Origin of the sequence: Streptomyces sp. NPDC050121, assembly GCF_044460385.1 — a bacterium.
GTDB lineage: Bacteria > Actinomycetota > Actinomycetes > Streptomycetales > Streptomycetaceae > Streptomyces > Streptomyces soliscabiei.
In genome coordinates this window covers 17,507-36,238 of sequence record NZ_JBITJV010000047.1, presented here as the reverse complement: position 1 = coordinate 36,238, position 18,732 = coordinate 17,507, and the positions used below count along the sequence as shown (strand labels likewise).

The window sequence follows — 18,732 nt, the reverse complement described above, 5'->3', positions numbered from 1 at the left end:
CATACAGTGCCGATCGTGATCGTCAAGACCGCCCCAACGGCCCAGCAGGACGCCCCATCACGCGAAACCACCGAGCACTGGCTATGGGCCGCCGCCCCGGACACCCCCCTGACCGAGGACGACCATCCCTGGAGCGGCAAGTGGCTCTGGTTCACCCCGCTCAGCCTCCTCGACCGCTCCTGGACCACGATCCGCACCGCAACCGAAGACGGCCTTCTCGGCTTCCGCAGCAAGGCGGCCACGCTCATCAACACCCGCACCAAAAGCGACGACACCCGCCGTCCCATCTGCGTCTACACCCCAGACTGGCGCAACATCGACGACGTCCAACGCGTCCTGACCAGCCTGCGGACCCTCGGCATCGTCGACGTCCTGCTCTACAAGACCGACAGCGACACCCGCAACGGCCGCTACGGCACCGGCGCCAGCACCTTCGTAGCGCCCGCCACCAAGATGAAACTGATCATCCCCAAGCGCACCCGTGAAGCACTCGAGCATCAGCACGCTGCGCGCGCCCAGGCCCGCAGGACTGCCGCGGCGCGCAGGAAGGCCCCCGTGCCGAAGCGCACCTGAGCAGGCTGCCTGTGCTTACGTGCTGAGAGAACAGGCGTCGCTGCGAAGCCCGGCCACAGAACGGGCGAAACATCCGACATCACGTGCAGCAGCGCTGCCGTTTCCCCGGTGCACAGGGCAGGTGTTTCGCCACGCACAGCTCACGGGACAAGAGCGCCGGCGGGCAGGGTCAGGCCGAGCCGGGGCAGGCGTCCGGCGTGCGCACGCAGATGCCGAGCCTCAGCCAGCATCACGGGGGCGAACACGCCGTCCCCGGACGAGTGGGTCGTCAGACGATGGTGGGCACGGGCGCCGGCCAACAGCGGGCGCGCCCAGGCAGGCACAGCGTGCAAAGGACAGGACCGATGGCCCACCCCGTGGAGCTTGATGGCGCAGACGTCGCCGGCGATGTCGAGGTCGCGGGTGAAGCGCAGGCTGCCCAGGCCAGCCCGGGTGAAGGCCAGCACACTCAACGCTGCGGCGATGAGCGGGTGCGCGAGAGCGGCCAGAGCGGCGGCCTCCTCGGACGGGATCTCGATGGCAGGGGCAGCCTGGACCAGCTGCGCCGTCGCCAACGCACCGATGCAAGGGTGAGCCGGCCGCCCGGGCCTCACCGCCGCCCCGGTCCCCCGCGGCGGCCGGGCGGGTGATGACCGCCCCGCAGCCACCGCCAGCGCCGCCGGTCCCGGCACCGGCATCGCCGGCGCAGCAGGAGGGAAGGACGGGCGCGCGGGTATCGGTCCCGGCTCGGCGAGGAGCGTTTCGAACTGGTCCCGGCCGCTGATACGGCACTCCACGCGGGCCAGCGCCAGCGGCAGCCCGCGCGGGGGCTTTTGCCACAGCAGGGTCAGCTGAGCTCCCGTCAACTCGCGCCAGGCGAGCAACTGGTCGATGCGCCGGGTGGTCAGCAGATGGGCCCGAGTGACCACAACGTGCCGCACCCCGGTCGCGACACCCCAGGCAGCCGCGGCGAGCCAGGCCGAGTTCACCGAGTCCAGCCACACATCGGGGGAGTGGGGCCCGGGAGCCAGCCGCTTGCCCAGCGCATAAAGCATGTCGTGCGCCAGCGCGGCCGGGCTGCCGTTGGCGGGTGTCGGCTGCACGGTGATGCGTCCTTCCCCGGGCCGGTGGGCCTGCAGCGCCGCCCGTGTGTAGAACAGGTCGTCCCGCTCGTCCACCACGACCGTCACATCGCCATAAGCCAGCGCCACCGCCGCTCCCTCCCGGCCTCGCAGCCGCCCAGGATGTGCAGACACCAGGCTCGTCTGCCCGGCGCACCAGGTTGTCGGCGGCCCGTACGCCGGGCCGCCGCCCCTTGTGCGGCCGCTGCTACATGCCGCCCAGCTTGCTGTACACCCAGTTGATGAGGTCCTGCGTGACCTCGGTCAGTCCCTTCTTCTTCATGCCGTTGAGCGTGTGTTTGGTGATGGTGGTCCAGTTGCGGAAGTTGCCGTGTGCCGCGGCCCGGTCGATGTTGCGGATCATCTGCGGGTCGACCCGGGCCCACAGGGAGTGGAATGCTGGGAGCGTGGCGAGGACCTCGGACTCGGGCATGCGCGTGAACTTCTGCCAGATGAAGATCCGTGACGCCAGCATCGGTTCACGCTTGAGGACCTTGTAGCAGTTGTCGCCGCCGGCGAAGATCACCGCGATATCGGTTTTGCGGTCGTCCCACAGGTGGCGCCAGTACTCGAACGAGCTGCGGCCCATCCACTGGGCCTCGTCGCACACCAGCACGCGGAACGTCTGGGACAGCGCCTCCTTCAGGAGGGTGTCGAATTCGATCGGCCGGGTCGGCGGTTCCCCGGGCAGCTGCAGGGCGTGGAACAGTCCGTGGCGGATGTCCCGGGGCGTCGGCCCCGAGCGCAGCTCCAAGCGGTAGGTGATGTCGGGGGCGACCTTGCGCAGCGCCGAGTTCACCGACATCGTCTTGCCGTATCCGGCCGCTCCATAGGCGACCATCATGCCCCTGTCGTCGATCGTCGCCTGGACGTCGTCCAGTGTCGTCATGAGCGTGTCGGTGGCCACCAGATGTGCATCGAGGCGGTGGAAGTGGTCCTCCTTCTCTGCGGGCAGCCTGCCGTAGTCCATGTCGCAGTTCACACGTCCTCCTCAGGAGTTTTGTCTTCCGGCTCATCGGCGGCCGGGAGGATCGGGCGTGCCCACTCGTCCGGGACGGGCTGGTGCGGGACATAGTCGGGATTGGCCCGCCGCAGGTCCGTGGTGGCCGATTCGGAGAGCTCTGCCTCGGCCTCCGCCTCGGTCAGCGAGCCCAGACGCTCGGGCGGGGTGGCTGTGGTGACGGCTTCGAAGCGCTCGCGGCGCAGCCGAGCGGCGGCTTTCATGTCCGCGCGCAGCCGCCGCGCCTTGGCGGTGCGGGCGGTGCGGACCTTGCGGACCTGCTCCTCGCTGGCGGCCTCGGCCAGAACGGCGCTGCCCAGGTGCGCGCCGTTGAGGTCGAAGACCTCGATGGTGGTGTCGTGGTGGGGCAGGTGGCGCACCACGACCTGGATGCCGGCCTGGCCCACCATCCAGGGGGCGATGTAGTGGCGGTTGCGCCACCGCACGCCCTGCGTGGTGATGGTGCGGGCGCGTCCGTCGTCCTCGAGCCCGAAATGGGCCAGCTGTTCGGCGGGCACGTCCTGCAGGGGAGTGGGGTCGCAGCGCCACGCCTCCATCGGGGTACGGCCGCCCAGCGCCCTGGGCCGGTGCTCGGTGTTCCACCAGTGCACCCACTTCAGCAGCAGCTCCACGAACGCCTCGAAGGAGAGCGCGGGCTCGTCCGGATCCGGGGTGCGGCCGCCGGTCAGCGTCTGCCGGTGGACATAGCGCGGCATGGAGACGAACAGCATCTCCTCGACCGCGCCGTTGAGGGCCTCGATGGTGCCCTTCAGATGCGGGCTGTAGGCGGGAAGGTCGACGACGGGCACGGCGAAGGCGCCCAGGGCAGAAGCCACGGTGCTACACAAGAACTCTTTGCCGCGGTCCACCCGGATCAGGCCGGGCAGGCCGCCGGCCGGGCCGAAGGGCTCGGAGCGGTCCAAGGCCATCCGCAGGGCCGCCAGCACCGCGTCCGCGCTGGGAGCGTGGGGCGTCACGGCCATCCCCATGATGACTTTCTTGGCGCAGTCGATGAACCAGGTCACCCAGGGCTGCACGAGCTGGTCCTCGAGCAGCACCCGCACGGGCACGCACTTGTGGTCGCCTTCCCAGGCCGCGTTGCGGTGCGTGACCGGGCGCTGCCCGAACACATCGAAGGCACGCCTGGCGGCCTCCCCCTTGGCGAGCCCGGCCCGCTCCCCGGGCGTCAGGTCCCGCCGCAGCGCCCGGTGGATCGTCGACAACGACGGGACCGCAGGCAGTTGGGGATCGGCCAGGGCCCGCTGCTGCAGCTCACGGTGCACGGCGGAGGCGTTGCCTCCCCACAGCACCAGCAGCCGCCGCAGCTCCGGGGTGACGCTGAACCGTGCCCGGCACGCCGTGTCGATGCGGCCGGTGGCGCGCGCCTTGGCGACCCACCGCCACACCGCCCGCTCCGACCGTCCCACAGCCGTGGCGACCAACTTCACGTGCGCGCTGGTCAACTCGCCGCTCTGGTCCAGGCTCATCAACCGCGGTACCGCGGCCAGCCGTCCCGAGCGGGCGGTGAAAACCGGTTTGCCGGCGCCATGCATGCCGGCAGGCGGGTCGCTCATGCCACTGCTCCTTACATAGATGTGGATCTTGGAATGGGTCAGAAGTGCCCTGCGCCTCTTGGGCGTTGGCGGCGCCCCGGGGGAGGACGGCGCGGCAGGTCCGCGGCCGCTGTCAGGGCCGTGACGCGGCGCCATGCCAGGGGAGACCGGCATGGCGGAGCATTGAGCTTGTACCGGATGCGAGCATCAGGACTGCGCCAGGAGGAGGGAGAGCTGCTCCTTGATGGCACGCTGGTGGAGCACTCTCACGCCGGGACGTGGGGGACGACCTGGCACTGGCCGTCCTGGTGCGGCGTCCTTGGGGACGGCCGCGGTCGGCTCTGGGCCTTGTGCTTTGTTGCCGCAGGCCGCCGTCATGCTGGCGCGCCCTGATGCGCCGGGAAGGAAGTGCTGGGTCCGCCGGTCACCGCAGGGGGAGTCACCGGTGCCCGAACGGGCTGCACGGAAGTGTGGAGACGAGCCCCTCGGCGTTTGTCGGCCGGCCCGGTTCTGCTCAGGTGTTTTCCAGCATGCGCCGGATCCCGTCGTGGATGAGCTCGGTGCGCTGTTGCGGTGTGAGCCAGGAGGCTGTGGAACCCTGGTCGGTTTTTTCGACGAACAGGACGTCGTCGACGGCGTCAGCCACCGGGAAGAGATGGCTGATGACCGTGACCGTCTTGTTCCGGGCCACGCTGCCGCTGAGGACGTCGAGGGCGTAGCCCAGGTGGCTGTTGTCCAGTGAGCCGAAGCCTTCGTCCAGGAACAGGCTTTCCAGCTTGGTAGCACCGCGGTTGTGGCGTTCGACGAGCGCCAGTGCCAGTGCCAGGGAGGTCTGGAAGGTCTCGCCGCCGGAGAGGGTGTCCGGGGTGCGCGCATGGTTGGTGGCGAGGTCCACGATCTGGAAGTCCTCGGTGAATGCGTACTGGCCGGTGGAGATCTGCTGGAGGATTCTGCTTCCGTGGCGGAGCAGCGAATGGGTGCGCTGATTGGTGAGATGGGCGAGGAAATTCCCGTCGGTGAGCTGATCGCTCACGCTCTCCCACACCTCGGCCTGCCGGTGGGCGGCCTTGAGGGCGTTCTCCAGCGCGTCGGCGTAGGGGATTTGGGACTGCGCGGTGCGCAGCTCGGTTTTGGCCTTGTCGTGCGCGGCCTCCGCGTGGAGTGTCTTACGGCTGAGTGGGTCGAGAACGGAGGGGGCGAGCAGGTCGCTCTTGGCAGGGACCGCAAAGCCCGGGCTGTGGTCCGTCTCGTCGGTGGTGGCGCCGGCTTGGCGGGTGAGCTCCTTCTCGAATGCGCGGACCTCGCCGGCGGCGTGCCGTGCATCCTGCCCGAGGGCGCCGGTCAGATGCTGATGCAGCGAGGCCAGGGCCGTGCAGTAGGCGTCGACGACTGCCAGGTCACTTCCGTCCGGGACGGGAGGCAATGTGGGGGATGCCTCCTCCTTGAGGAGGTCTGCGGCGTCGGTGGCGGTGTCTGCCCAGCGCTGCAGCTGCTTGATGAGATTGCGGGCGGGGGTCTCGACGCTGCGCCGACGGCGTGCGTCCAGGGCTTGCACGCTTTCGCCGTGCAGCGTGAGCGCCTGCCGGGCTTCGTCACGCTGCTGGGCCGTGGCTTCGAGCTGTGTGAGGCGGTGGTCGGCTGCCTTCTGCGCGGAGGCGATGTCTGGCAGGCAGGGCAGTTCTGTCGGGGAGGGCTGGGTGGGGCGGATGGAGGGAGGGAGGCCGGCGACCTCCGTCAGCAGACTCGCCCGCTCGGTCTCGTACTGCAGCTGGGTCTTGTCCAGTCGTTTGCCCTCACGCTGCAAGCGGCCACGCTGGCGTTTGATCTCGGCCCGGGCTGCCTCGGTCTCGGCTTGCGCCGCACCCAACTGCGCCTGGGCGCTTGCGTGGGCTGCGAGAACTTCTCCTTCCGCGTCGCGCAGCGGCTGGACCAGTGCTTTGACCGCACGGGTGATCTGTGCCCGGCCGGTGGGCTCGCCCTCGGCCAGGGCACACGCCTGGGCCGTGGCCTGCCGGTCCAGCGTGTCCGGGACAGTGGCCGTGGCGGGAGCATCAGCTGAGGGGAGCGCGTTCGTTAGCTCCTGTACCTGGAGCAGCGCCGCGTCCATGCGCTCGCGGGCGGCCAGGTGTTCGCGGCGGTGCTTGTTGACCGTCCGCTCCGCCCCCTTCAGCTGGGCGACCGCCTCCGCCTTCGCCTCCACCGCCGCGGTGACGGCCTTTTCGTGCGTGCGGATCTTGCTTTTGGCCTGGCTAAGCGCCTTGCTGTCCAGCAGCGGCGGAGGAGTGAAATCGCTCGGGACGGGCTGGGTACATACCGTGCAGGCGTCCCCGGGCGCCAGACCGGAGCCTGCCGCATGCGCCGCCTCCCGGCGCTCCAGTGCAGCGCGCGCGTCCTGGGCTGCTTCCAGCGCGCCGCGCCGCTCTGTCAGCTTGCTCGCCCAGGCGGCGCTGTGAGTGCGCTGTTCCTCCAGAGTCTCGAGCGTCGTGCGCTGCGACTGCAGATGGCCGGCCGCGGTGTTGGCCTCCTGCAGCGCCGTCCGGACGGCTTCCTGGATTTGCTCGGTGCGTGTACGTGCCTCACCCACCAGGCGTTCGGCCCGGGCGGCGGATTCGGCGAGGGCCGTCCTGCGCTGTTCGTGCTCCTCCAGTTCCTGCCGTGCCTGCGTATGTTCCTGCTCGTGCTCGGTGTGCTGAAGCTGCTCCTGCGCGAGCCGTTGTGCGAGGGTGTCCAGGCTGGCTGCACGCTCCGGCAGGCGGGACAGGACAGTGAACGCGCTGGACAGGGATCGGACCGTGTCACCGGCCTGTGCGGCTGTGTCCAAAGCGGCCTGCGCCGCATCCAATTGTGCGTTCAGGCCGTGTCCGGTTGTCTCCTGTTCTGCTGCTTCGGCATCGAGTTCCTTCTTCTTCCGTTCCAGCGTGGCCATGGTGATGCTCGCATCCGCAACAGCGCGCTCACGCAGCAGCCGCGCAGCCTTGTCCAGGCTGGTCTTGCGGTGCTTGTGTTCGATGGCCTGGCTCTGGGCAGCACGCAGAGCATCCAGTCGTTCGCGTCGGCGGACCGCGATGTCCCGGTAGCGTTCCTCGTCCAGCATCGCCTGGGCTGCGGCTGCTTGGGGATCCGGCAGGAGGCGATGGCGGACCCGGGTGGCCTCGTTGATCTGTGCATTCAGGCGCTTGAGTCGCGTGCCGGCCAGCTTGCGGACACGCTCGAGTTCGTTGATGCCGAAGATGTGCCGCAGGATGTCGGCACGGACGGCTTCGGGGGCCTTGAGGAGGGTGTCGAACCTTCCCTGGCGGAGCAGGACCGTGCTGACAAAGCCGTCGTAGTCCAGCCCGATGATCTCGGTGACCGCCTCGGTGACTGCGCTCTTGTTGTCGATGCGCATGTCGGCGGCCCCCTCGGTCAGGGGCTCGAGCACGGCCTTCGGCCGCTTCTTCTTGTCTGTATGCAGGGTGCGGCGCACGCTCCACTCGCGGCCGTTCGCTGAGAACTCGAACGCCACATACATGCTGGGGCACCCCTTGTTGATCAGCTCATAGGCCGCCTCGGGGCGCTTCGACCACGAGCTCGCCCCGTACAGGGCGAAGATGATCGATTCGAGGATGGTGGACTTGCCCACGCCGGTGTGGCCCAGGATGGCGAGCAGGCGCTTGTCAGTGAAGTCGATGGTGCAGGTACCGGCGTAGCTGCGCACTCCCATGATGGTGAGCCGCAAGGGTTTCACGAGGCCTCCGTCGTGATGTCTTCCAGCGCGATGCGCGACGGCTCCTGGGCACCCTTGTTGTCCGTGGACCACGAGCACGGCCCGTACAGGGCGAAGATGATCGATTCGAGGATGGTGGACTTGCCCGCCCCGGTGGCGCCGGCGATGGCAGGCAGATTCCGGTCGGTGGCGTCGATGGTGCAGGCGCCGGGGCGGCTGCGTACTCCTGTGAGGGTGAGCCGCAAGGGTTTCACGAGGCCTCCGTCCAAGTGTTTTCCAGCGCGGCGCTCAGCAGTTCCTCGGCGGGGGCCGGGGTCAGCGTCTCGTCGTCGAGTTCGTTGAGCAGGTGGAGGAACGCGGTGACGGTGGACTCGGCGGTCTCTGCGTTCAGTCCCTTACTCGCCAGGTAGGCCCGGAATGCGTCGGGGAGTTCCGGCTCGTCGCCGGGGTCGCCGTCCAGGACGGTGCCGTCGGCTGCCTGACGTGCCGGGATCGGATTGATGAGGATCGCATGGGGGACGATGTCGGCGATCTTCTGGCTGAGTAGTCCGTCGGGCTCTTCACCGGTGATCACCGGTTTGAGGAAGGTCCCGTCGTACTGGGCGGCCGCTGCCTTCAGCTCGTCGAGGGTTCCGGTGAAGTGGGCCAGCCGTCGGCCGCTGGACAGCCGCCGGGGCAACGCCCTGACCGGCCGTCCAGGAACGGCGTCGACGATCACGACACTCTTGGTCTCGTTGGCTTCGCCGAAGTCCATGGGCAGCGGACTGCCCGCGTAGCGGGCGGTGAACTTGAGCGGCTCTACGGCCTGTGGACGGTGGATGTGGCCGAGCGCGGCGTACGACACCACCGGAAGGTCCTCGGGAGGCGTTGCGAAGTCATCGCTGACGGCCCGTTCGCTCGGCGAGGTCTGGGCTCCGGTGACGAACACGTGGGCCGTGAACGCCAGGATGTCCCGCTCGGGGTCGTACCCCTCGTACAAGGCCTCCTTCAGCTCCCCTTGCAGGCTGCGCATCCCCTCGGCGTAGTCGGCGTACGACGTGCCCGATGCGGAGGAGCGCTGCCAGAACCGGTTCGGGTGCACGAACGGCAGGACAGCCAGCCGGATGCGCTCCTCACCGCCGCTGGCGTCGAAGGTGAGGACGCCCCCCTCGCGCGCCGGGCGGACCCGGTCGACGAAGAACAGGCCGCGGCCGCAGGAGGGGCCGCTCATGAAGCCGAGGAACTCGAAGTAGGTGGGGGAATCGTGGTTGCCGGCCACGACCACGGTGGGGGCGACGGCGGCCAGTTCACGCAGGGTACGCATGGCGCGGAACAGGTCCCGGACAGTGGGACGGGAGGAGTGGAACAGATCGCCGCTGTGGACGATCAGATCAGGCTTGCTCTCCTGGGCGATCGCCACGATCTCGGCCAGGACGGCGTCGAAGTCCTCTTCGCGTGGATGCTCGTACAGAGTGTGGCCCAAATGCCAGTCGGAGGTGTGGAGCAGTCTGCTCATGCCTTCATGCGCCCTTCTCAAAGCGAGGCGTAGGAGGGCACCGGTGGTGCCTTACGAGCCCGGGACTGTACACCATATTTCCTGGAGTAAAACTGGGCTTCACGAGTACCTGCTAGCATCCGGGCATGGACGAGCATCTGATCGCACTCGAGAAGCACATGCAAGAGCTGCAGGAGGCGGTCCGGCAGGCAGTCGCGCAACACGATAGTGCCCAAACTGGCCTTTTGGGTGCCGAGTTGACACGCGCTCAGCATGCCTGGGACGTTTTGGTCGGGCTCAGTGATGTCCCGGGCTCGGTCCGGCCGGCGCCCGCGCCAGCGGTTACCGAGCCTCATCGGGATGCCCCCGTACGTGACCAGGCCGACTAGACGTCGGCCCACTAAAAAGACTGGGTAAAAACTGGTCGCCCCGAGCGGCTGCTAGCATGCGGGCATGGACGAGCATCTGGTCGCACTCGAGAAGCGCATGCAACAGCTGCAGGAGGCGGTCCGGCAGGCGCTCACGCAACAAGACAAAGCCCAAGCCGGCCTCCTGAGCGAGGAGCTGACGCGCACTCGACGCGCCTGGAACCTTCTGTGCGGGCTGGATGACGCCCCGGAAGCGATCCGGCCTGAGGTCCGGCCGGAGCCCACGCTGGCAGTTGTCGAGCCCAACCAGGGCGTGCCCGTACGTGACCAGGTCCACCAGGCGCTGACCCTGCTTACCGTCCCCGCCTCGCCGAAACTGCTCAGCCAGGTCCACCAGGCGTTCTTCTCCAGCCCGCTGAACACGGCCCGCCTGACCACCCTGCGCCGCGACGAGGAACGCTCCTTCCGCGCCGCCCCCTACGGCCGCGCCTACTACATCTGCCCCGCGCTGACCGCCGATCTGCTCTCACCCGCCCGCGGGCTGCTCGCCCTGAGTACCTGGCCGCTGGAGGAGCGCCTGGTGGGACCACTCACCCAGCGCGTCCACTTCCTCACCTCCGCCCTGCGCCTCGCGGACGCCGCTGAACACCTCGCCGGTGAAACCGGAATGCCGCAGCCCGTCCAGCAGCTCCTGCTGCACTACAGCCGCAACATCCACGGCGACACCACCCGGGGCCCGCTCGACCTGGCCGCACTGCGCCGGGCCGCCGCAGCGGAACTGGAGATCCACGCCGACGACGACGCCGACACCCGCGCCGAAGCAGCCCGGCGCGCACGCCAGCAACTCGGCGACGCGGAGCAGATCTTCGGCAACATCCTGCGCAACACCGCCCGCCTGCGCCGTACTTCGTAAGCCCGCCCCTGCAACCAGCACGGCTGTGCCCTGTCCCTCCAAGGAAAACAGTGAGCTCGCTCGACGCACCACTGGGCGCTCTACGCGGAACCGCGCCACCCATCCCGCACACCGCACGAACCCTCGCAGCCCTGACCGCCAACCCGACCTGCGACCGCCGCTCCCTGATCGACGCGGCTGGCATCGACAAAGCCGCCCTCGCCGCCCACCTGGACCTGCCGCAGCCACTGAGAAAATCCCAACTCGCCCTCGACTACGGTCTCGCCTTCGAACAGCAGGTCACCGACCAGGCCGGGGCACCACTCGTGCCGCTGCTCCGCCAAGCTCTGGGCCTGACCCTGCCCGAGGCGTCCTACGAGAACGTCAACAGCGTCGGCAGCGACGACGACAAGTCCCCCCTGCGGCTACGCCGCACCCACACCCGATCCCGCATCCTCAGCGCAGCACACCGCAGGTCGGACCCGCACACCCTGCTCGACCACCCCGTGCTGTGCCTGACCGTCGCCGGCCACCAGGCCTACCTTGAGCCAGACGTCATCGCCTTCCAGCTTGAAGGCACCTTCCATATCGTCGAGATCAAATCCTTCCCCGTCATCTACGGACAGCCCGACCCCGCCAAGGTCAACGCAGCGCTGAACCAGGCCGCGGCCTACATCCTGGCCCTGCGTGAACTCCTCGCCTCCGACGGCCTCCCGCCGGATCGTGTCTCCGACACCGTGATCCTGATCAACCCGCGCAACTTCTCCAGCCACCCCACTGCCACGTCCTTCGACGCCTACCGGCACATCAAGTCCCTGAGCCACCACCTCGGCAGACTGAGCCGCCTGCCCGAGCTGCTGGACAAGCTTCCACCCGGAACCACCCTCGATCTGACCCCCGATCCCGACGGGAAACCGACCCGCCCCCGCGGCGAACTCGTTGCCGCACTCGCCACCGTGCGGGCCCACTACACCCCTGGCTGCCGCCACCACTGCGACCTGGCCTTCCACTGCCGCAACGAGGCCCGCAACCAAGGCAGGACCCAGGCCCTGGGTACCGCAGTCCGCGACGACCTGGCAGGAATCGACACGATCGACATGGCCCTGGCCCTCACCGACGGACGAGCGCACCCGGCACGGGACAGCAAGAACCTCGCCCAGGCCCTACGCCACGCACAGCGCATCTACACAGACCTCCAGACGGACACCGCATGAGCCTGCTCGCCTCACTCCTGCGGATCCGCGCCGCCGACACCGGCAACGCCCTACGCACCAGCCACCTGCGCCACCTTCACCTCAGTGACCAGCCGCTGATGCTGCTGACGCTGAAGCGAACGGGCCCCGCCGCGCGACCGCTGGCCGTCATGCTCGGCACCGACCCGTACCGCCCCCAGCTCCTGGTTGCGCCGCCCTCAGGAAGCACCGCCCCCATGCTCACCGCCCTGGCAGAGGCCGTCGCCGCATACATCGACGCCTGCCGGCAGCACAAAGAGCACCTGTCCGCCACCGACGACAGGCCAGCACGCCAGCGCTACACCGACGCCCCCCAGATCCTCGTCCCCAACCCCCAGACCGTGCAGCACCTCAAAGACCTCGGAGACGCCCTGAGATTCCGCAGCGTCGACGATGAGAGTCCCGGTTCCCGGTCCGTCCAGCGCCTGGGCCACTGGCTCACCTATCTCACCGACCGCGCCGACATCCCCGGCTCAGCCGCCCTCCTCCCCATCACCAGCCTTCTCAGCATGCACTGGGTCACCGGCCAAAGCCCCCTGGAGGACGAGGACCTGGCCATCCTGCTGGCCTGGATCGACCCGCCCCGCCACGCCACCTCAGGACGCGACGCCGCACACCAGGCAGAAGACCCGGCCACCCACCGCTCCGCGGGGCCGGCCACCGACGCCGCCTTCGACAACGACCAACTGGCGCCCCTGTTCCACGCCCACACCCGCGCCCGGGCCCGAGGACGGGACGAGACCCGCACCCTGCACGAACTCGACCGCCTGCTGGCCGCCTACCTGCAGCCCACCTGGGATCGGATGTGGCACGCCTACACGCTCCTGCAGGCCCTCCCCGAAGCCAAGAGCACCGCACGCCGCTGGGACCACGAACGCACCGTATTCACCGACGAATGCCTCCACCTGGCCCAGGACGGACGTCCCCGGCCCGCCCGCGACCAAGCCGTCGCCGCCGCCGTCCGCCTGGCTCGCATGGAACACGCAGCCGCCACCTTCGACGCCGAACGCGCCGCCGACGACCCCTTCGTCCGGGCCGAACTGCGCACCACCGGCGAGGCCTTCGCCGGGACCGTCACCGCGATCGACGACGAACACATCCGGCGCGGACCCACCGGACGAGGACAATGGCGGCCCCGGCTCACCGTGTCCACCGCGGACCCCGTGAACATGGAACCCGGCCAGTACCTGGCTTGTCACACCTACCGCAGAGCCCGCTACAGGATCTGCGAGGTCACCCCGGCCGACGGCGACGACATCCTCGTCGAACTCGAGATCACCGCCGGCATGGGCCCGGTGGCCCGCCCCAACCACGCCGTCCTGCCCGAAACCGGCGCCTTCCTCGTGTTCACCGTCGCACCGGACCACTACCGGATGCCGGAATTCCCCTCACGGGAGCAGACCCCTTGGACCCACGGCGGGCCGCCTCCCGACCACCCGGACCACAGCGACGAAGCCGAAGGCGAGGAAGACGAGTGACACCCCCTCACCGGCCGTTGCCGCAACATCAGATGGACCAGGCCGCCCGCGCCATCCTGGACCAACTGCCCACGCTCACCCACCGCGGACTCGTCGTGGACTCCCCGCCCGGCGCCGGAAAATCCACCCTTGTCGCCCAAGCCGCCGACGTCCTCGCACAATCCAGTGCCCCCTGCGTCGTCATCGCCCAGACCAACAGCCAAGTCGACCATCTCGTACGGCGATTCGCCCGACACCACCCGCACCTGCAAACCGCCCGGCTCACCGCAGCCGACCACACCGTCCCGGACGATCTGCAGGACCGCCCCGGCATCCGTATCGGCACCCGCATCGAAGACCTCGAGAAAACGGCCGACGTCATCGTGGGAACCGCCATGAAATGGGCCACGGTCACCGACCGCCGATGGCCCTGGGCGATCATCGACGAGGCCTACCAGATGCGCTCCGACATGCTTCTGTGGACCGCCGGCCTCTTCGACCAAGCACTCTTCGTCGGAGACCCCGGCCAACTCGACCCCTTCTCCACGGTCGACACGCACCGCTTCCACGGCCTGCCTCATGACCCCATGAACAGCGCCGTCGCCGTCCTGCTCGCCAACAACCCCGACCTGCCCGTCCACTGGCTGCCCGTGTCCTGGCGCCTGCCGCCCTCAGCCGTCCCCCCGATCAGCGACGCCTTCTACCCCGGCACGCCCTTCCACGCCGGAAGCAGCGAAGCCGACCGCACCCTCGCGTTCTCCATCCGCGGCATGCGCACCCCCGCCGACGCGGCAATCGAACACGCGGCCCGCACCGGATGGGCACTGCTCGAACTACCCGCCCGCATCACCCACCAGCTCGACATCGAAGCCTTCCACACCGTCCTCGGCCTTGCCGAGCGACTGCTGGCCCGCGGCGCCACCACCACCTGCGAAGAAGCACCCCAGGGACACGTCCTGGAGCCCGGCGACATCGCCATCGGCACCTCCCACCGCAGCCAGGTCCACCACATCCGAGCGCTCCTGGCCCGCCAGTACCCCCACCTCCACGGCGTCACCGTCGACACCGCCAACCGGCTCCAGGGCTGCGAACGCAGCGTCACCGTCGTCCTGCACCCCCTCTCCGGGCGCGGCGACGCCTCCGCCTTCCACCTGGAAGCCGGCCGCCTGTGCGTCCTCACCTCACGACACCGCCACGCCTGCATCGTCGTCGCCCGCGCCGGCATCGCCGAACTCCTCGACGCCCACCCCTCCAACCACCCCGTACACCCCGGAGCCGCCTCCAAGATCCCTGACGGCTGGGAAGCCCACCACACCGTCCTCGCCCACCTGACCGAGCACACCATCAACGCCCAGGCACCGCACGGCCGCCGACGCGGATGAGCAGCGCGTGGCCCGCACCTGCAACGCACGCATCGGCCTGCCCTCACCCGCGGTCCCGCACCACACCGCAAACGATCATGATGCGATGTGCCGACCACGCGCTATGGCAGGCGCCGCATACGGCCTTGCGCCATCCCCCTGGCCAGTCGTCGCGGGTGCGGATACGGCCGGGCGCGCCGCAGAACTCACAGGTGCGCTCCGCCTCCTCCTCGGCCGCGGCGATCAGGCTCCTTAGGGTGTCGCCGCTGCCCGGCGGCCCTTCCACATAGACGCGCAGACCGCCGAGTTTCTCCTTGAGATCGAGGAGACGGTAACCGGGAAAGGCCGCACGGATCTGTTCATGCAGACGCTCCAGCAGCTGCCGCCAGCCCGGCCCCACTGCGTGGATCCGCGCGGAGATCTGCACCGGGCGCGCATCAGGGGCAGCGGGGTCGTCAGCCATGGCCCCATCCTCGCGCACCGCGCGTTGCCGAGGCTCAGCCCACGAGGAGTGCCGGTACACGACGCACCTGAGCACTCAGCACCCCAGACGCCTGCATAGCCCCGGGATGTCAGTGGAGTACCGGACACTGGTCGTGCGTGACTGCGGCAGTGAGACCAGGGGGACCGACGTGAGTGACGATGCCGTCCAGCTCGAGAAGCGTATCCGCTTCGCCTTGGGCACCCTCGGCGAGAGCAACAGCCACCACGAGTTCGAGGCCCTGTGCCTGGGTTTGGCCCGCCGCAGGATCACCAGCAATCTGCTGCCGGCGACCGGCCCCGTCAGCGCCGGCGGGGACCAGGGCCGGGACGCCGAAAGCCACTGGAGCAACATCCCCCGGGAGCTGCCCGGCACGTCCCTGTTCGCGTCGCTGGCCTCCACCCAGCGGGTGGTGATGGCCTGCACCATCCAGAGCACCGAAATCCCCGGCAAGATCCGAAAGGACCTGGCATCGATCTGCGGGCAGGGCACACCCGTTGACCGCGTCATCTACTTCACGGTGACCGCCGTGCCCACCGGGAAACGGCACGACCTGATCGGCGAAGCCGCCCGCACGCACCAGGTCGACCTGGAGATCTGGGACGCGACCGCCCTCGCCCTCCACCTCGCCGACTACGACCTGTTCTACCTCGCCGTCCAGTACCTCCACCTGCCCTCCGACCTCACTCCACCGCGCCCGGACGGAGCCGGTGAACTGCCCGACTGGTACGCCGGAGCCCGCCGGCGATGGCAGGCCAACGACGAGCCGGCCCGCACCCTGGGCGACCTGGTGGACCTGCGGGGCCCGCTGCGCCACGCCACCTTCCACGACGAGGCCCGGGCCGATCTGCCCGAATGGATCGGCCACGCACGTGCCCTGCTGGCCGCCGCCGCGGGGGACCACACCGCTCTGCGGGCCCGCTACGAGATCGTCGTGGCCACCCTGCGCGGCCTCGGCGACATGCGCCCGGCGGACCAGCTGGCCCGCGACTTCTTCGACACGGTCACCGCCGACGACACCCTCACCGACCCGGGAATCCTCGAGGACGCCGTCGTGCTCCTCGGATACGGATTCGGGGCACTGCTGCGCAATCTCACCGCGCTGACCGCAGAGCACCTGTGCGGCTGGCAGCGCCTGCTGGCCGACAAGACCGACCGCCTGCTGGACGCGGGCCCGCCCGCCAACGCCATGGCCCATCTGCTGGCCATGCGGGCCCGCCTGGCCCTGCACACCGACATGACCGCCGACCTCGAATCCGTGCCCGAGGACCTGCCGACCGTCGCGGAGGTCACCGCATCCGTCCTCGAAGCGGTGGAAGCCGGTGAACCGGTACCTGCTCTCCAGACACGGCCGCCGCTCACGGACCTCGACACCGCCATGAACATCCTGCTCCGGCTCGGCCACCACCTGGACAACGCACCGCTGTTCCCCATCGAGCACACCGCCGACCTCTTCGACTACCTCACCCCCGTACTGGTGGACCACCCGCTCTACCGGGAAGTCCGTGACCTGCTCGATCAGGCCACCGACCGGGTCACCGGCCAGAGTGCACGCGGCGAACGCGCCCAGTCCCGGGGCCACGCCCTGATCAAGAGCGGCCGCATCCCGCAAGCACTCCAGGAGATCCACGAGGCCAAGGCCAACTGGCTGCGCGGCGACACCCTTGAGGGCGGCCTGATCATGCTGCTGCTGTGCGCGCGCCTCTACAGCGAACTCGGCCTGCCCATCGCCGCAAAGCAGTACGCGCTCGCAGCCGCCACCGCAGCAAAGTCCGCGCCCAACCCCGAACTCAGCCGCTTCGTCCCCCGCGGCATCATCCACGCCGCCCAGTACGACCGCCAGGCCGGAAACTGGATCTCCGCCACCCGCCTGTTCTGCATCGGCCTCATGGCACAAACCGACTACTGCGACGAGCCGTACAACGACGAACGCCACCCCTACGTCTGGGACATGATGGGCAATCAGGCGCTCACCCTGCGCGTGGCCGGCGAGGTGCGGCCCGGTTTCGTCCCCCTGCTCCGCACGATCACCGCCTCGGTGGGCATCGACACCATCATCGACGAGATGCTCGCCGCGACCGCCGACGTCCCCACAGCAACCGAAGAGGCGTACGCCGAGGAGGCTGATGCACACGGTGTGGGTCGGCCCTTCAGCGACGCCGGCCCCACACGCAGCTATGCCTGGAACGCGCTCGGCGTCGACTGGGAGATCACCTGCCCGAACGACCGGCTGTCGGTGCTGGCCGCGGAACGCTACACCGCAGCACTCCAGGTGTTCCTCGGCGAACTCGCCCTAGGGGACCCGCTGTTCCTGCCCGGACGCCTGAGCGTCGAGATCCGCGCAGACGCCACCCTGCCCCACGACCAGCCCGCCGTCTGCGACCAGAGCACTGCCCGGGACACCAACCGGTGGAGGCTGCGCCTGCCCACAACCGCCCCCGCGGACCTGGAAACAGAACCGTCCCGTCTGCTCACCGCCCTGGTCAAGGTGCTGCTCTCCCAGTCGCTGCTCTCCGACGAGGCATTCATGCACCTCGTCGAGCAGGCGCTCGCCGGCGGCCTCTGGCACAAGCTCTTCGTCGGCCGCCCCTACGACGAACTGGCCGACTTCCTGAGGGCCGACGACTACCAGACGATGGCTGCGCTCGCCGACCCGGCCGTCGGAGCAGGCACGCCGCGCGGCCAGGCGAAGCCAGTTGCCCTGCCGGCCCGGACCGGACCTGGGCCCGGCTACGAGCACGAGACAGCCCTCGACACCGTCCGCAACCGCTATACCAACCTGCTCCTCATCGTGCGCTACACCCTTCCCCGCCTGGCCGCGGACCCCGGCTTCCGGCGTACAGCCACGCAGTTGAGGCAGGAAGGGTGGCGCGACTGGCACCTGCTGACCGCCATCGCCAACGCGGTCGGAAACCATCGCGCCCAGCAGCAGGGCCTGCGCCCCTCCCCGGGCGATTCCCCCGAACACCGAGCTCGCATCCTCGCCGCCATGCAGGCCCCCGAGCGTCCCCACGACCCGCCTGTCCCCGCAGAGGCATTCACCGAACATACCCTGCGCTCACACCTGTCCGTGGCTGCGGTGAGCACCGCGCGAGGCCTCGGCCTCGCCATCCGCCCCGGCCCGCTCGACTCTCAGGCACTGCTGTCGGTGCTCGGTGAGCGATACGGCTACTGGACGGATGACATCGAGCACACGGACCCGTTCGGCTGGCCGGCGACCCAGGACGACACGATCTGACCCGCCAGTGGGGGTGCGCAAGCACAGCGCAGCGACCCCCTGATGCTGGTGCTGTTTCTCCAGAGCCGCGGGCGTGTGCTGCCGGCCGCCCCGGCGGCGATCCGAGGTCCTCCAGGGGCCATGCTGCACGGCCGCGACAGAGCGCGGGACGGCGCGCGCTGACGGGTTGTGCCCACCCGTTGCTGACGTGAGTGACGAAAGGTCATGTCATTCTCACGCCGATCGTCAGCGCATTATGGGTGGTCTGATTCGCACCTGGGCGGACCAGTTCAGCGGCCTGGTAGGCAAGGTGAGTTC

At 69.3% G+C, this 18,732-nt stretch carries 13 protein-coding genes; 6 read left to right on the top strand and 7 right to left on the bottom strand.

Translation table 11 applies throughout. The annotated features are described in order from the left end of the window. The first annotated feature begins 15 nt into the window (after positions 1-15). Positions 16-573, top strand: a complete 558-nt coding sequence (locus tag ACIBTS_RS42315; protein WP_399326324.1) for a putative phosphothreonine lyase domain-containg protein — start codon at positions 16-18, stop codon at positions 571-573. A gap of 140 nt (positions 574-713) precedes the next feature. Here the strand turns inward: ACIBTS_RS42315 and ACIBTS_RS42310 are convergent, their stop codons facing one another. The 6 genes from ACIBTS_RS42310 to sbcD all read right to left on the bottom strand — a co-directional run bounded on the left by ACIBTS_RS42310 (position 714) and on the right by sbcD (position 9,427). Beyond that, positions 714-1,763: a hypothetical protein gene (locus ACIBTS_RS42310; protein ID WP_399326322.1), complete on the bottom strand. Its 1,050-nt coding sequence runs from the start codon at positions 1,761-1,763 to the stop codon at positions 714-716. 118 nt (positions 1,764-1,881) lie between these two features. Continuing rightward, positions 1,882-2,655, bottom strand: a complete 774-nt coding sequence (locus tag ACIBTS_RS42305; RefSeq protein WP_399326320.1) for an AAA family ATPase — start codon at positions 2,653-2,655, stop codon at positions 1,882-1,884. Continuing rightward, positions 2,652-4,160: a Mu transposase C-terminal domain-containing protein gene (locus ACIBTS_RS42300; protein ID WP_399326359.1), complete on the bottom strand. Its 1,509-nt coding sequence runs from the start codon at positions 4,158-4,160 to the stop codon at positions 2,652-2,654. Before ACIBTS_RS42300 ends, ACIBTS_RS42305 begins: the two co-directional genes overlap by 4 nt. Before the next feature lie 580 nt (positions 4,161-4,740). Continuing rightward, positions 4,741-7,953, bottom strand: a complete 3,213-nt coding sequence (locus tag ACIBTS_RS42295) for an AAA family ATPase (protein ID WP_399326318.1) — start codon at positions 7,951-7,953, stop codon at positions 4,741-4,743. Beyond that, positions 7,950-8,186, bottom strand: a complete 237-nt coding sequence (locus tag ACIBTS_RS42290) for an AAA family ATPase (protein WP_399326316.1) — start codon at positions 8,184-8,186, stop codon at positions 7,950-7,952. The genes ACIBTS_RS42295 and ACIBTS_RS42290 overlap by 4 nt, the downstream gene beginning before the upstream one ends. Further along, positions 8,183-9,427 (bottom strand): exonuclease subunit SbcD, encoded by a 1,245-nt coding sequence (gene sbcD, locus ACIBTS_RS42285; protein ID WP_399326314.1) that lies wholly within the window; start codon positions 9,425-9,427, stop codon positions 8,183-8,185. The genes ACIBTS_RS42290 and sbcD overlap by 4 nt, the downstream gene beginning before the upstream one ends. Before the next feature lie 432 nt (positions 9,428-9,859). Here sbcD and ACIBTS_RS42280 point away from each other — a divergent pair, with 432 nt between their 5' ends. The 4 genes from ACIBTS_RS42280 to ACIBTS_RS42265 are packed head-to-tail and all read left to right on the top strand — an operon-like array spanning position 9,860 to position 14,737. Beyond that, on the top strand, positions 9,860-10,687 hold the full coding sequence (locus tag ACIBTS_RS42280) for a hypothetical protein (protein ID WP_399326312.1): 828 nt from the start codon (positions 9,860-9,862) through the stop codon (positions 10,685-10,687). Positions 10,688-10,737: 50 nt separating this feature from the next. Continuing rightward, positions 10,738-11,880 carry a hypothetical protein gene (locus ACIBTS_RS42275; RefSeq protein WP_399326310.1) on the top strand — a complete coding sequence of 381 codons (1,143 nt, stop codon included), beginning with the start codon at positions 10,738-10,740 and terminating at the stop codon, positions 11,878-11,880. Beyond that, positions 11,877-13,376 carry a hypothetical protein gene (locus tag ACIBTS_RS42270; RefSeq protein WP_399326308.1) on the top strand — a complete coding sequence of 500 codons (1,500 nt, stop codon included), beginning with the start codon at positions 11,877-11,879 and terminating at the stop codon, positions 13,374-13,376. Before ACIBTS_RS42275 ends, ACIBTS_RS42270 begins: the two co-directional genes overlap by 4 nt. 32 nt (positions 13,377-13,408) lie before the next feature. Next, the gene (locus ACIBTS_RS42265) at positions 13,409-14,737 is read left to right on the top strand and encodes an AAA domain-containing protein (RefSeq protein WP_399326306.1); all 1,329 of its coding nucleotides are present in this window, start codon (positions 13,409-13,411) and stop codon (positions 14,735-14,737) included. Between the two features lie 43 nt (positions 14,738-14,780). Here ACIBTS_RS42265 and ACIBTS_RS42260 read toward each other — a convergent pair whose 3' ends face one another. Beyond that, a complete protein-coding gene (locus ACIBTS_RS42260) occupies positions 14,781-15,179 on the bottom strand; it encodes a hypothetical protein (RefSeq protein WP_399326304.1) in 399 nt (132 codons plus the stop codon). A gap of 169 nt (positions 15,180-15,348) precedes the next feature. Here ACIBTS_RS42260 and ACIBTS_RS42255 point away from each other — a divergent pair, with 169 nt between their 5' ends. Further along, on the top strand, positions 15,349-18,435 hold the full coding sequence (locus ACIBTS_RS42255; RefSeq protein ID WP_399326302.1) for a hypothetical protein: 3,087 nt from the start codon (positions 15,349-15,351) through the stop codon (positions 18,433-18,435). Positions 18,436-18,732: the final 297 nt, after the last annotated feature.

What these genes read in the sequence shown, in the direction of transcription:
- ACIBTS_RS42300 (WP_399326359.1), bottom strand. Translation starts at nt 4,160, where the DNA reads ATGAGCCTGGACCAGAGCGGCGAGTTGACCAGCGCGCACGTGAAGTTG.
- sbcD (WP_399326314.1), bottom strand. Translation starts at nt 9,427, where the DNA reads ATGAGCAGACTGCTCCACACCTCCGACTGGCATTTGGGCCACACTCTG.
- ACIBTS_RS42280 (WP_399326312.1), top strand. Translation starts at nt 9,860, where the DNA reads ATGGACGAGCATCTGGTCGCACTCGAGAAGCGCATGCAACAGCTGCAG.
- ACIBTS_RS42270 (WP_399326308.1), top strand. Translation starts at nt 11,877, where the DNA reads ATGAGCCTGCTCGCCTCACTCCTGCGGATCCGCGCCGCCGACACCGGC.
- ACIBTS_RS42265 (WP_399326306.1), top strand. Translation starts at nt 13,409, where the DNA reads ATGGACCAGGCCGCCCGCGCCATCCTGGACCAACTGCCCACGCTCACC.
- ACIBTS_RS42260 (WP_399326304.1), bottom strand. Translation starts at nt 15,179, where the DNA reads ATGGCTGACGACCCCGCTGCCCCTGATGCGCGCCCGGTGCAGATCTCC.